This is a genomic window from Pseudomonas sp. G3-39 (assembly GCF_054790485.1).
The window spans coordinates 2,671,200-2,684,297 of record NZ_CP186497.1; the positions used below are offsets into that span (position 1 = coordinate 2,671,200).

At 53.2% G+C, this 13,098-nt stretch carries 15 protein-coding genes and 2 pseudogenes; 8 read left to right on the forward strand and 9 right to left on the reverse strand.

Features of this window, described 5'->3' with window-relative positions; all coding sequences use genetic code 11:
• The first annotated feature begins 76 nt into the window (after positions 1 to 76).
• From ACOYXG_RS11775 to ACOYXG_RS11810, 8 genes and pseudogenes are all read left to right on the forward strand, one after another.
• Positions 77 to 643, forward strand: a complete 567-nt coding sequence (locus ACOYXG_RS11775) for a hypothetical protein (RefSeq protein ID WP_460357873.1) — start codon at positions 77 to 79, stop codon at positions 641 to 643.
• A pseudogene (locus tag ACOYXG_RS11780) lies at positions 640 to 884 on the forward strand (hypothetical protein). Before ACOYXG_RS11775 ends, ACOYXG_RS11780 begins: the two are co-directional and overlap by 4 nt.
• A gap of 219 nt (positions 885 to 1,103) precedes the next feature.
• Positions 1,104 to 1,256: a hypothetical protein gene (locus ACOYXG_RS11785; RefSeq protein ID WP_460357876.1), complete on the forward strand. Its 153-nt coding sequence runs from the start codon at positions 1,104 to 1,106 to the stop codon at positions 1,254 to 1,256.
• 570 nt (positions 1,257 to 1,826) lie between these two features.
• Positions 1,827 to 1,934, forward strand: a pseudogene (locus tag ACOYXG_RS11790) (LysR family transcriptional regulator); the annotation flags it as partial.
• A 290-nt stretch (positions 1,935 to 2,224) separates the two neighbouring features.
• On the forward strand, positions 2,225 to 2,548 hold the full coding sequence (locus tag ACOYXG_RS11795) for a hypothetical protein (protein WP_008080789.1): 324 nt from the start codon (positions 2,225 to 2,227) through the stop codon (positions 2,546 to 2,548).
• Between the two features lie 179 nt (positions 2,549 to 2,727).
• Entirely contained in the window at positions 2,728 to 3,708 is a 981-nt protein-coding gene (locus ACOYXG_RS11800; protein ID WP_460357880.1) for a hypothetical protein, read from the forward strand.
• A gap of 224 nt (positions 3,709 to 3,932) precedes the next feature.
• On the forward strand, positions 3,933 to 4,925 hold the full coding sequence (locus tag ACOYXG_RS11805; RefSeq protein WP_460357883.1) for a DUF4238 domain-containing protein: 993 nt from the start codon (positions 3,933 to 3,935) through the stop codon (positions 4,923 to 4,925).
• A 310-nt stretch (positions 4,926 to 5,235) separates the two neighbouring features.
• On the forward strand, positions 5,236 to 6,090 hold the full coding sequence (locus tag ACOYXG_RS11810) for a hypothetical protein (protein ID WP_460357885.1): 855 nt from the start codon (positions 5,236 to 5,238) through the stop codon (positions 6,088 to 6,090).
• A 205-nt stretch (positions 6,091 to 6,295) separates the two neighbouring features.
• Here the strand turns inward: ACOYXG_RS11810 and ACOYXG_RS11815 are convergent, their stop codons facing one another.
• The 9 genes from ACOYXG_RS11815 to ACOYXG_RS11855 all read right to left on the reverse strand — a co-directional run bounded on the left by ACOYXG_RS11815 (position 6,296) and on the right by ACOYXG_RS11855 (position 13,093).
• Positions 6,296 to 7,270, reverse strand: a complete 975-nt coding sequence (locus tag ACOYXG_RS11815; protein WP_460357888.1) for a hypothetical protein — start codon at positions 7,268 to 7,270, stop codon at positions 6,296 to 6,298.
• Position 7,271: 1 nt separating this feature from the next.
• Positions 7,272 to 8,741, reverse strand: a complete 1,470-nt coding sequence (locus ACOYXG_RS11820) for a GIY-YIG nuclease family protein (protein WP_460357891.1) — start codon at positions 8,739 to 8,741, stop codon at positions 7,272 to 7,274.
• A 308-nt stretch (positions 8,742 to 9,049) separates the two neighbouring features.
• Positions 9,050 to 10,117 (reverse strand): tyrosine-type recombinase/integrase, encoded by a 1,068-nt coding sequence (locus tag ACOYXG_RS11825; RefSeq protein WP_460357894.1) that lies wholly within the window; start codon positions 10,115 to 10,117, stop codon positions 9,050 to 9,052.
• Positions 10,118 to 10,119: 2 nt separating this feature from the next.
• A complete protein-coding gene (locus ACOYXG_RS11830) occupies positions 10,120 to 10,356 on the reverse strand; it encodes a DUF4224 domain-containing protein (RefSeq protein WP_460357897.1) in 237 nt (78 codons plus the stop codon).
• A 111-nt stretch (positions 10,357 to 10,467) separates the two neighbouring features.
• Entirely contained in the window at positions 10,468 to 11,211 is a 744-nt protein-coding gene (locus ACOYXG_RS11835; RefSeq protein ID WP_460357900.1) for a DNA cytosine methyltransferase, read from the reverse strand.
• Complete coding sequence (locus ACOYXG_RS11840; RefSeq protein WP_460357903.1) at positions 11,208 to 11,675, reverse strand: hypothetical protein; 468 nt, start codon at positions 11,673 to 11,675, stop codon at positions 11,208 to 11,210. The genes ACOYXG_RS11835 and ACOYXG_RS11840 overlap by 4 nt, the downstream gene beginning before the upstream one ends.
• On the reverse strand, positions 11,672 to 12,052 hold the full coding sequence (locus tag ACOYXG_RS11845) for a pyocin activator PrtN family protein (RefSeq protein ID WP_460357905.1): 381 nt from the start codon (positions 12,050 to 12,052) through the stop codon (positions 11,672 to 11,674). The genes ACOYXG_RS11840 and ACOYXG_RS11845 overlap by 4 nt, the downstream gene beginning before the upstream one ends.
• 158 nt (positions 12,053 to 12,210) lie before the next feature.
• The gene (locus ACOYXG_RS11850; RefSeq protein WP_460357907.1) at positions 12,211 to 12,492 is read right to left on the reverse strand and encodes a phage antirepressor KilAC domain-containing protein; all 282 of its coding nucleotides are present in this window, start codon (positions 12,490 to 12,492) and stop codon (positions 12,211 to 12,213) included.
• Between the two features lie 10 nt (positions 12,493 to 12,502).
• The gene (locus tag ACOYXG_RS11855; RefSeq protein WP_460357909.1) at positions 12,503 to 13,093 is read right to left on the reverse strand and encodes a hypothetical protein; all 591 of its coding nucleotides are present in this window, start codon (positions 13,091 to 13,093) and stop codon (positions 12,503 to 12,505) included.
• Positions 13,094 to 13,098: the final 5 nt, after the last annotated feature.

Consider the following 13,098-nt stretch of genomic DNA (forward strand, 5'->3'; position numbering starts at 1 on the left):
CCCAAGGCTGGTCTACCATTAATGTACCCCCTGGCTTTCTCCTCGAAGTCTACTGACTCGCTTCGGAACCCGACTCATGCCTCACGTCTTTGAAGGCCTGGCCACTGTCACCGTGATGGCTCGCTATGCGGGGAAGCCACAGGCCGAGTTGACGACATTCGAATGTCCGGTACGGTTGGAAACGGCCGGCACGGATCGCACCCGCGTTGAACTCGCGCGCTATTTGGAAGGCCCCAAGGAGGCCAACGTGTTGCGGGTGATCCTGCCCGAAGGGCGGATGGTGCAAGGCCCGATCGTTGATGGCTACAACGCACCGCTGGGCGGCTGGTTGCTGATCGACGTCGAACCCGGCGATCTGGAGTTTGCGCCGGCGGCGGCCGAGCCCGGTTCGCAAACAGATAACCCTGAGCAAGAGTTGGCCGCGCTAGATCTGCCACAGGCTGTGCAAAGTACAACCCTGAAACTGCTGCAGCAGATTGCCCTGGCGCACACGGCGGACGATCTGTTCCGCGCCAGTGATCGCGCCGAAGGTATTGTCCTGGGACTGGAGACGGTCGAGGCGTTGGACGCGGTGCGCATTGGGGCGTTGTATGAAGTCTTCGACAGTGCTGCCGGGGCGCGGCGTCAGGAGCACGAACAGTGATCGGTGAAGGCATTCACGAAGAGGTGCTGCGCGCGCTGGTCGAGCAACACGCCGTGCGCGAATGCCTGGTGGCCAGGATCGCGGTCCTGACTGGGGTCTGTCGATTCGCCTGGGCGGCAGCGGCGTCCGCTGGGTGCCGGTGCGCTCGCGGCGTGAGTAGCTGCGCACTTGGGCCAGCTTGACAGCCGTGGGGCGTTTTGCCGAAAGCGTCGGCCTCAGTGAGTTCCGTGTAGAGCTGTGACGTGTCGTCCGCGCAATCGCGGAATTATTTTTTGTAAATTCTGGGCAAAAAAAAGCCACCTAGTAAGGGCGGCTTTTCCGTCGAAAGCTAGGTTAGTGGCCTAGCTAACGTACTCACAGGGAGCATTGACGTACCCTTAGGGTACAAGGTGGCACTAGGGGGCGCAATAATTAACGATTGGCGGTTCCGTGGGACTCACTCAAAACACAAGATGTAGTGATGACTCCTGCTTCTTTTGCAGAAAATGTCCCTTTTTGTTGGTTTTTTGAGCAAAAACCATATCAATCAATTAATACGGAAAAAAAATATTCACCGGTCAGAGCCTTGTGGCGCTTAGCTCTGGCGAAAAAACGCCACTGCAAAGCAGCTTAATGCACCGTTTCGCCGCACCACAACAGTAAAATTATCGTTACCATGCAAGCACTCGTACGGTGATAGAAAAAACCGTTCGACGGCCGCCTGACACGGGCTAGTAATCCGTGCGGATGACTCAGGAGGTGCCCATCAGCTTAGCCGCCTCACAGGGAGCATTGACGTGATCTCGAAGGCGCACAAATTCCGATAAGTGCGCTGGAGGTTGGCCCAACTAATGGAGGGCCAAAACATGTTGAGGCGTTTGAAACATGTTTGGGACTTTGTAGTGGTTTGCGTGCGTGCAGTGCACGTCGCCGAACTGTTAAAGGACTACTTTGACGGCCGGTAACGCTTGGTGATGCGCCGCTCTAATTTCGATTAGAGCGGTTTTTTTTGCCCATAAAAAATCCCGACAAGTGCGCGGCTTTTGATCTGTTCAGCGATTAGATAGCTGTGAGCAAATTCGTCGAGTAGTCGGGACTCAAAGGGGTTGGAGCTGTGACCGGTGAAAGCTTTAGGGCCAGTTGCAGCATGCCAACCACGTCCGGTCCGTCCTCGCTGATCCACGTCCCGTAATGCTGGCGGATATGGCAGGCCATGCCCGTGTCGGTTTACGCGCTGACTGAGACCCGTTTGCTTCCAGCGAAGATGCAAAGGTCTATTGAGTTTCTGCGGAACAACCTCGAATGCGCGTAGTGCGCAGATCGTGTGGCTGCTTCTGGCCGTTAGCGGCCCCTCACAAGCGACCGCTACCGGCCAAGAACTGGCACCAAGAGCGTCTATAAAACCCGGGGCGGTTCACTCGTCCAAAAGCTACCTATCACGACGCGACTAGTATTTCGCGATTCCTATCAATCGAGATGGCTGGAAGTCGATGTTGCGCGAGACGATGTCATAACGGCATCATAATCATCGCTGTCGATGACTAGCCCCGATCAGCATTACGCCTAGTCTTATTCACGTTTTTACAAGGAGTTGCTAACAGAATGAAGTCACACGATCAAGCTTTGTTTTACGTCGCTACGCTGACCAGCGGCTACGGCCCTGAACGCATTCTCTTGCCAGGTCGCAGTAGGGAAGTCATTGAAACCTATTCTGCCCCTCCAAACTGTAGGATCGAGCTTCACAAAGCAGTATGGCGCCCATTGGAAGATCTTCGAGATGAGGATGATGGCCTCACTTTCTATTTTGAATATGAAGGCGTTAGCTACTGGTTTGGGCAAAGCGCTCTTGGCTATGATTACCTCTTGGAAAGGTATAGAGCTGTGGTCAATGAATATTACCGCACCATTCATCCTGATATGGATTAGTACACGGCAAGCAGCTCTGGTTTCGTAAAAAGCAACAACTAGAAAGTGCCATTGCAATAACACAGTTTGGCGGTGAAATATTGGAGCGACAGCAGCTATTTCATCACTTAATGTAGCCGGCTTGAAGTGGTCGGCGCCAAATTACAGTATTAATATTTTTGAGAAGTTAGTATTGCAAAATGAGTGAGCATAGAGAAGCGCTTCTAGCGGGGGAGCTACTTGCATTAGTAAATGACCAGGCTGAGCTAACAAAAGCGAAGCTGAACGGCCAGCTACAATGGATTCAGCTTTCAGGCCAAGACCACAAAATAAAACCAGAAACCTGGGTCTTGAAAGCCCAACTTGGCACAATAGAAAAATTTCAGCAGATCATCAAGCTCGTCGGACTTGAACAGGATGTTCTTGTCATTGCCATTGCGCGCAATGCATTTGAGAATTTAATTTGGCTAAAGTTATTTAACCAAGATAAATATTATGGGCTGGTATTTTATCGACAACTTTTGCAACAGCAGCTAGACAGTCAGATGCAGGCGATTGCAAAGGCGCGAGAAGAAATCGAACTATTCAAGCAGCTTGAGTCAGAAGATGAGCCGGACTTTGATTCAATTGTTGATTTGGTTGATGAAAATACAACAAGGGATGAAAGACTCGCCATTATTAGTAATTGCGTAAAAGCTTGTACGGAAAAGGTTGACTTAAAGGCGAGGTCTGCATTTTCGATCTACGCTCAACAGGCGAAGCGTAACGGCTATGCCTATCAAGCACACCTCATTGAGAGTGATGCTATTCCACATCATGAGGCGCGCATCAAAATATTAAAGGAGCATATGGCGGAACTTTTGAGGTCAATGCCCGCCGATATCAACCCGCTACTCGAGCCTGAGTTTTTAGAAAAAGCTCCGCGCTGGAATTGGGCGGATCGAGCATCAAAGCTAGGAATGGCGTCTCAGTATAAATTTCTCTATGCATTTACTAGCAGACTATTGCACGCCACCCCGTTGAGCTTGGTAACCCCGGCAGAGCTTAGCTCACAAGAAAAGTGCTTACTTCTTGATTATCTTTGCCTATCAGTAAAAGCTTCGTACGAAGAGATAAACAAATTCAAGTACGCCGGCCAAGTAAACGTGGTCGGATTTTCTTTTGATGGAGTCCAAAAATAGCGCCATTGGCAGGCACTTGATCGTTGCCAATGATGACCAAAGAAAATGAAGTGCGCAAAGTAAAGAATAGTCTGGTTTTCGTAGGCTAAGTCCCCCATTTTTTTCTCATGAATGTCCGCTATCGGCCATAAGTAGACGGTCAAAGCGAAACCCCAAGAGGAAAGCGGGAATGCTGCATAGTCGATGGGCTAAAATTCATTTTTGGACACGAGCAGGTTTGTAGAATGAATCAAAAAAAAAGGCATCACTTCATCCCGAAAGCGTATATGAGTTCTTTCTGCAATGAAGCCGGGCGTGTGCTTGTGTATCGTAAAGATGGCAATGGACAACCATTACCAGTCATTCCGGATGCAACTCAGTTTCAAGGCTATTATTACTCTCAACCTAAGCCGGATGGGGGCATGGATAATAACAAATTAGAAGATTTTTTTTGCGAGTTTGAGGGGGAGTGGCCTCCATTAGTGAAGAGGCTAGAGGCACGTGAAAACATCAATGATAGCCTTGAATCTCTGTTCAATTTTATGGCTTTGCAACGCGCTCGGGTCCCCGCCTGCCGCGACGCTGTTGAACTGGTATTGGCTGCAACGGTTAAAAGTATAGCGAAAACAATGTATCGAGACGGTAAGTTACCAGCGCTGCCAATGGGTGGTGAGAATTTACTGGATAAAATGCAGATATCTATAGATCCGCACCAGAGCATCCATGCAATGGTCGCCATAATCAGAGGTATTGGCCAAATTATCGACAGTGTGGGCTGGGTGGTTTTTCACAACAAAACAAGTAGGCCTTTCCTGACAAGTGACAATCCGGTGGCCTGGTTCGACTCTTCATTACCGTTTGATCAACAAAAACCGTATGTGGTTAATCCAGACGGCCCTATACTTGCGCAGTTTCCAATCAGCCCAAAAATTTTACTGGTAGGTGCCTCAGAATATAGAGCGACCTTTCTTCATCAAGGCTTAGTGCATACTGATACGAGTTCTGAAGAATGGGTAGAGCATGTCAATGCGCAGACTTGTAGGTTCGGCTATGAGGCGGTTATTTCAAATACAGAGGCTCAGGCGGATTTGATAGCGGAATTTTCTAAGATTTCGCCGGTTCATGTGTCGAACACTGTAACAATCAATAACGGAACTGCTATATTTCACTCATTCGAGTTTGGTAGTCGTCGAAAGAAGCCAAGATGGAAAGAAAATAAAACTAAGCAAGAAAAGTAGAAATAGCTTTCGCGCGAAATAATTTTAAGCCGCATTTACAAAAGTGAACGCTGCGAGACGTTTCTAAGAACCGCGTTTTTTATCTACGTACAAACCTGATGGGTGGCTCATGACCGATCCCCCCTGCCACAAAGGGCTGAAAACTGCCATTAGCGGTCTAGTCTGATCGGCTTCTATTGACCCTTTGCAGTCGTTCGAGGTGTCTACGAAACCAGGAGCGATTCGTATCAGCAACCCCAACCCTGGAAACTCTCTGCTCATTCGTGACAATCTAAAGCCAGTCACCTTCTAAGACTCAAGAGAATACTGAATGTCGCTACCGACCAAAACGCCCCTTCGCAACGTTCATATGCGAGCATTAGCGAGCGTCAACGACCAATTGTGCCTTACGCTGTTTATGCACGAAGATGTCGCTGCGCGATGGCTGGAGTTAGCGACATCTCGTCCGACTGAATTCACGAGCGAAGTGTTCCCTGACAACGAGTTCGCCGAGCGAATACACGTTCCTATGACACGCCTGTTGTCGTTTCGTGATACTCAACTTAATACATCGCTGGGAGTGAGCTTCGCTTTCGCTGTCGAGCAATTGCTTCTCTTCATCGAGGCTGTTTTACGGCACTGGGGAGATATGGCCGAAACCCCTTTCACACTGGCTGATCCCATTGATGAGACCTTGAATCAGCATTTTGTGGCGCATAATGTGCTAATAGAGTCCTCATTATTGAAGACGGTTAAATACCTGAGATTAAGACGAAATCACGTAATCCACGGGGCCACTGAGCTTTCGAGCGAGTACTCGAAGCTCCTGAGACACGACGCACCAAACCTTCAGAGATTCTGGGAGGCACGCTCGTCCATCCCCGGCCTGATTTTCGGAGGCAAATCTCCGACAACCTTTTCTCCCAGTGAGACGATTACGTTGATCAAGCTCGTCAGGGTATGCCTTGAAGAGATTGATATTAGCGTTGCAGGTCAGTTGCGGCCAAATTCGATCTTCAGATCAATCAATACGGAGCTTTTGAAGGATCGTCATGAACTACGTGTGAGAAATCCGGTGGTGGTGGGGCGAAGAATCCGAAAAATCAAATATCATTCGGGCTCGATGTACGGTCTGCATGTTCAAGCTTCAGATATTGCGAGCGCTCTGGGAGAGTCTCTCCAATAGATTAGTCAATTCGATACAAATGTCTGCCATATCCATTCCGCTAACAGGCCGCTTTTGGCCGATTGCTGCCTGTCGAGGAGGGCAGCAATCGAACCAAAGAAGCCCCCACGAACCACCAAAAACCGGCGGCTTGGAGATGACTACGACATCAGGATCGATTCAGATGGTGAGAGTCGTCGAGATCGAAACTCCGCACGCGGTAGCCTCAAAAGGCAAACATCGAGGCGAGCGCCGCGCCTGAAAACGCCACCGCGACAAGGGCCACGGCCTGCTGCCGCAGCCAGCCCGGTTTGGCTAGCAACTGCGCTTCTATCTGCTCGATTCGAGCTTGGATTTGTTGCTGGTTTGCCAATAATTCGCCCATCTTCGACTCGACGCGTTTCAGACGCTGGGCTAGCGCCTCGCTTGCGTCGCCCACTTCTTTCAATGACGCCGTCATAGACGTCGACAGGCGTTCCCTCGCTTGGATTTCACTACCGAGCAGCTTGGTCACTCGCTCGACCTGCTTCTGCAGGGCCCGCTGAACCTCTCCTTGCTGGGCTAACTGACGCGAGGACGCTGCGTTGAGTTGTTCCTGCATCCGGGTGCCGTTCAAGAAGGCCAGGCTCAGTGCCTGCAACTCCGTCTCATGGTTATTCTGCGCGGTGGCCAATTGGTTCACTGCATGCCTGCAGTACTCATATCCATCTGCCAACGCCAACAGTTCGTCGATCTGATGCTTGAACTCGTAGAGCACCACCAACGCCCCGTTCTGGTTACCTTCCAGGGTCTGTGTATCCGTTTGCAGGCGTTCGATCTCGCGCACCAAGGCATCATTGAAACCGCGCAGTACATTGTTGTTCACGGTATGAACCTGGGTGACCAGTTGCACCACGCTCTGCGTCACCTCAAGGCTCGCGCCAAATTCGGCCAGCAATTTGGCCAGGTCTTTGTCATTCCTGCCCGACAAGCCACCCCAGAAAGAGTCCCAGCTGCCCTGGTTCTGAAAGTCCTTCAATTGCGCTCTGGTCTTCGAGCCACGCTGTATCGCGGCGTTGAGCTTTTGCAAGCCTTCATGGAAGTCTTTCAGCTGGTTTTCTTCGGAGCGCGGGGCCGGCAGCAACTGCTGTACGGGTTGAAGGGTTACTTCATCGGCCGGCGACACGGTAAGTACGACTCTGCCACCCAGAAAATTGAACACGTCAGGGCTCCTGCGAAATACGTTTGGTTGGCAAAAGTGCCGAAAAATCGATTGCGCGCACACTGGTGTGCCGAGCCATCCGTTCGCGGTGGTCTATTGCTTCCCTGGCCAGCACATCTACCGAATGCGCATATTCGATCAGCCCTTCGGCCATCAGCCATTCGTTTTCCTGCACCTTGATAAGCTGCAGCGCCGCCTCTCGTTTGGCTTCCAGCGACTCGCTCCAACCGGTCTTGAAATCCACCAAGTAGGCAACGATAGGGGGCACGAGGTTCTGCAAGTGGTAACTGCAAAGCCCGAAACCGATGGCCGACAACACGCTGGATATATAGGGTGCTGCCACCCCGGTCAGCGGAATCAATTGCGACTCGATCACCGGTTCCAGGCCGTCCCAGAGCACCAGCGTGCCACTGACGACTACGGTCTCGACGATCTTCTGGATCAACTCTTCCCGGCTAATGGATTGCGCGCCTTTGTACAATTGCCAGGCGCCGTGAGCGAGGTCGAAAAGGTTGCGGGCGAGGTTGTAGACTTGGCGGATCGCCTTGGACAAGGCATTGACGATGAATTCGACGATGCCGTTGAGCAGCTTCAGGGGCGCCTCAACGATTTTTTCGATCACCGCCCAGATCTTTTTGAGGAAGCGCTCCACGCGCTGTTTTAGGCGAGCAGCGCCACCCATGAACACGTCGACCAGTTCGTCTTTAACGGCCATGATCGCGGCTGAAGTCAGTTGTTCTAGCAACTGCCAGCCTGAGTTTTTCAGTGCTTCTTTACCAGCACCCAGAGCGACGTCAGTGGCATTTCCCAGGGTATCTTTGAGCTTTTTGGCTTCGATGTTGCTGCGAATGCCTTGTTCCTGATGCAGTTCCTGGCGCTTGTTGATGGGCGGGTTTTCAGTCTTGATGAGGTGTGCTTCCAAGGCAGCAGCTGTTTCGGCCGAGTCCATGGTCACGAATTTCACCTTGCATCCCGCTTCCAGTTGCTCGGAAAGCTTGTACGGTTCGCCCTTTTTGTTGCCATTGCGATGGTCGTTCAGGTGTCCGTCCTGCCAACGCTGTCGCATGTTGGTGCTATCGCCTATATAGACCAGCTTGCCGCTCATGTCATACACCACATAAACGCCTGGCTTCTCGGGCAGCTGACTGGTACTGGAGGTGTCGGCAGCGTTGAGATCGATCTCTCCATCGAACTGCAAGGTAGCAAGTGAACCGATTCCCGCTGACAAGCTTTTGAGCAGAATCTCCTTCCACGCTACCCCCCGATTAGCAACATCCATCGCACTTTTCGCCGACGTGGCGGCAAGGGTGTCTTTGCCGGCCTGCAAAGGATCGGATGTCTTGGCGTTCGGGCGGGAGTTCTTCTTGTTGCGAAAGCCGGCGATCAGTTTTCGGTTGGTGTTCTCGATCGCGCGATCAACGATAAGGTTCGCCAATGGAGATAGCGACTTTTGTTCGTATTGTGGGCCCATGATTCCTTCTTGAAAAAACTTTCCTGTTTAAGGGGCGAACTACGGGTATGGAAGCTATCAAAGTGACACTATTGGTTCCACCTAAAAATGACGCGTTTGAAAAAGTTGTTTTCCGGGTGCTTTCTACGAGGCCCGTACCGCCAAGAGCTTTGCCGAATATGGATGCACGGAAAGTCTGCTTTTGGCCTGTTGCTGCCGGATTCAACTGGGAGCAATTGGCCGAGAGCTGTATGCCACTGTGAGCAGCTCTTAAATTCTAGGTCAGCGGTCGGAGCGCTCCTGAGCGAATTCAACTGATGATGCTGGGTTCATCGTGTGGGTTTCACGATCTCACCGACGCGTCGATAAACTGTTTCTGTTATACGTTTATCGGTATGCCCAAGCAGTCGACTGGCATGACCAAGATCGTCAATCTCACTGGCTGCCTTCGGCCGGATATCCCTGAACTGGAACTGTCGGATGCTTGAAGCGAGTTGCGCATCTTCGTCCTCTAGAGCTTTCGCGATAGCAACATTGCGTGCGTAGTCGAACCGTAGGCGAAGCATTGGCGCTGTCACGCGGCGACCATCCTCCGTAATGATCAAGTAAGGGTTTCGCACTGCGCGCGCCTTCCGTTGCGTCAGCAGCTTTTCTATCAGCTCACCCAAACCGTTAATGAACTCGCCAGCATCGAGGCGGATGCGGAGCTTTTTTGAGGTCTTGCCCTGGGCAACCTGCAGAAAGCTTTCGGTGACATCCGTAGCGCGCATGGATAGGACATCTGCAGGGCGTTGGCCGGTTAGATAGGCCAGGTCCATGGCGTCTTTGAGTTCTGGCGCGGCGACACCGTAGACGGCATTCCAAATCGTTGCATCAGCGTAAAAATCACGTGGTCTCTCTTTGTTCTTGCGCACACCGCTGGCTGGATTTTCCTTGTCAGTGATACCCCATTCCCTAGCGATGTTATAGATGTGCGAGAGCAGCGAGATCTCGCGATTCGCCCGGACTTTCCCGGTCCGTTTGTCGCGGTACTGGGCTATCACCTGGGGTGTCACCGCATTGATAGGTGCTTCACTAAATGCTTTCCTAAGTTGTGTCAGTGAAAGCAAGTTATCCTTTTGGGTTCGAGGCTTTTTCCCTGGAATGATCTCGGCTTCGTATCGGTCAAAAACTTTCCCGAGCAGGGTGTTCTGCTGCGGAATTGGCTTGCAATCGAGTTTCGCCCATTCCGCCTTCGCAACATCTAGGTCGGTACCAAGAGGTATTTCTTTCCGTTTACCGTGATCATCTCTCCCGTCGTAGTAATAGCCGATCCATTCAACGCCGCTCTTCAACGACCTGACCCGTCTTATCATACGAGGTGGTAGATCTCGATTTGATGCCTTTCGTGGTCGCATTTTCACCCCACGCGCGCGAGATCGAGTGACCAGACTTCAGCTGCAATATTTTCAGATGAAGGCTTTACACCAGATAACTTCATTCGAGCATATACGCGACCGACAACGGGACGACGGGCCCCTGTGAGCACATATCTCCAACCGTTTCGATTGAGCCATTCAAGTTGCAATGAGGGTCGTTGATATCCGGTGATTGCAACGAGCTCGTCCTCGGCAAGAGTTTCGCTATAAATTTCCATATTGTTCCTTTGCTGCATTGCTTTTGTATGTTGTAAGGGGATCTGGTGACGTTGAATGCTCTCGTCGGCTTACGACGCTGATGTTGATCGTTGGATGCTCACGCGGCCTCCTTACTGAGAAATACAGAGCGCTTCGAATGCGCTTGCAGCCACGATTGGAACCTGTCCGTTGCCAATGGCCTTAAGTCGGTCCACCCCATCAGCCACTCGGCCCATTCCGGGTTCAGATGACCACCATCCAATGCCATCACGGCGTGATCCAGGCGATCGTTCGATCGGTCTGCCCCTGATCGGCGAGTCAGTGCGGCAGGGGAGGATCCCTTTGCCATGCTCGCCACCGGTGTTGGCCACCGTCTGACGCGTGTCTTCTGCGATGAGCCAGATCCGATCCCGCTGATGAGGGGCACCGAGGTCAGCCGCTCCGATAACACCCCATCGCGCGTCATACCCCATTTCGGCAAGGTCACCGAGCACCACGGCAAGTCCTCTTCCCACAAGCAATGGTGAGTTCTCCAGGTCGACGTAGCGCGGTCGTACCTCATCGGTAATTCGTGCCATCTGCCGCCACAGTCCTGAGCGTTCTCCGGCGATACCCAGGCCGTTGCCCGCGACCGAGATGTCCTGACAAGGAAATCCTCCCGAAACCACGTCAACAAGGCCTCGCCATGGGCGTCCGTCAAAACTGCACACGTCAGACCAAATCGGGAAAGGCGGGAGCAGTCCATCGGTTTGTCGTTGCGCCAGAATCTGTGCGGCGTAGGCATCACGCTCAACGGCGCAGACGGTGCGCCAGCCGAGGAGGTGGCCGCCGAATATTCCGCCACCAGCGCCTGCGAAAAGAGCCAACTCATTCACGCGGCCTCCACAGTGACTTGCGCGGCGCCGGAGAGCGGTTGTCCGACCTTGTTGTCCTGAATTCCTGGTTGCAGCTGCGCAGCCATCCTAAGCAACTCTTCGCGCAGGGAGCGGGCATCACGCTCAAGCTTCTTGCCGGTACGAAAGGCGCTGAAGGTTTCGGCGGCGATCCGTAGCAGCTCGCCGATGGCGATCAACGTCTGGTGCTCGGCCGGGCCGAACAGCGGACCCGCTTCAAGTCGTTTACAGGTGTGTGCCAGACGCGTGTGATCGGCCCGGATGAACTGCAGGGGGGCTTGAAGCTCGCGGATGGTTTTGGCGCTTGCTGCGCGCTGGATGTCTTCGCCCTCGCGCAGACCTGTCTCGAGACCATCACTACGGCCCATGATGTAACCGCCCCAAAGCAACAGGGCGGCCAGAACTATCAGGGTGATGAGTGCACCGATTTGTATTGGGGTCATCATGTGGTGTGCTCCTGGGATTGTCGTTGGCTGGTGGTGACAGCCGTCAGTGGTGTGGGGGCAACAGGGCGTTGTCCGTCGTGCTGTCGCTGCATGTCTTCATCAGCCTTGTAGGCGCGGATGTCGATCAGCGAGGCGACGTGCCGGATGTGGGCGTATTTGAGGGCCTTGCGGCTGGTGTCCAGCGTGGTGATCGGGAGCTGGATCCGGCCGCTGTTGATTTCTGTCACGAACGACTGTTCGTTGAGGTTGCGAAAGTACTGCTCGCGTACTTTTTCCAGCGGGATCAGGACGTCACCGAAGATTCGATAGAGCAGTTCGACGGTGGTCGATTCTGGCGCCGGATGCAGGCGAAGCGGATTCTGTGCAGCGTTACTCATGGCCTTGTCGAGCCTCCTTGCGTTGTTGTCGTGCTGGGTGGTTCCAGGCGTTCAGGCAGTGGCGTCTTGTCAGCTCGCGCAGATGTTCGGGCACTTCGAGGAGCGCGGCGTTGCGCTCCTCGCGTGTGCGCATGGCAACGATCTGGCGGGCGTACTCCCTAGGCCACGTCACGGCGATCTGCCGGGATGGCAGGAAGATCGATGTCCAACTGCTCGGCCAGCCAGCGGATGCCGGCTTGCATGACGCGGGTCGACTGGCTGTACTGCATTCCGCATTTTTCGTCATACCAGGGGCTGTCCTTGACACGCAGGTACGCTTTGTCGCGCTTCGGGTCCGCCGGCAGGTTTCCCTTGAGCAAGCCTTTTTTCCGCATGAGAGCAATCAGTTTGGGGCGAGTGAGGCCGAGTTGTGTGGCTGCTTGGGCGAGGGTGCGTTCCATATCGTCCTCCTCATGCCGCGTGCGCAGCAGGAGTGGCCGCTGCAGCAAGGTGGTTGATGGACTCAATGAGCCTTGCGTAGATCTCGGCATCGGGGTCGTACAAAGTGAAGCAGCGCGTATGCGGACTCTTGTTGCCGATGCTCAAGATGGCGGTGACGCCGCGGCGTGTATGAGTGCGATGCACCGCCACATGCAGGGGAAGTTCAAAGCCCATGTCAAGGCTCAGCACGCCGCCGGTGTGCACCAGTTCGAACACGCGCTGCTTGTCCTGGACTTCAAAGCGACCGTATTGACGATCGGCATGCGGGAGATGCACCAGGTCGCTGGAGTTGCTCGCGTCGAACGGACCGTTGGCAATCTCTTCAATGAAATCGGCCAGTTTGAGGTGCATCTTCTTGTCGTTTGGCAGGGTTAGCGTGTGGCGTTCGCTGCCCAGTTCGACGACAAAAGTGCTTTCCACGGTGCCGCGTTCTGCCTTCAGGCGGAATGCCAGGCATTCACGCTTCGGTGCTGTGCGCAGGACGTGGTTGAAGGTCTCGGTCAGGTTGACCTGGGCGTTGAGCAACTGGAGCGTGCGGTTGTCGATCTTGTACTTGATCATGCTGC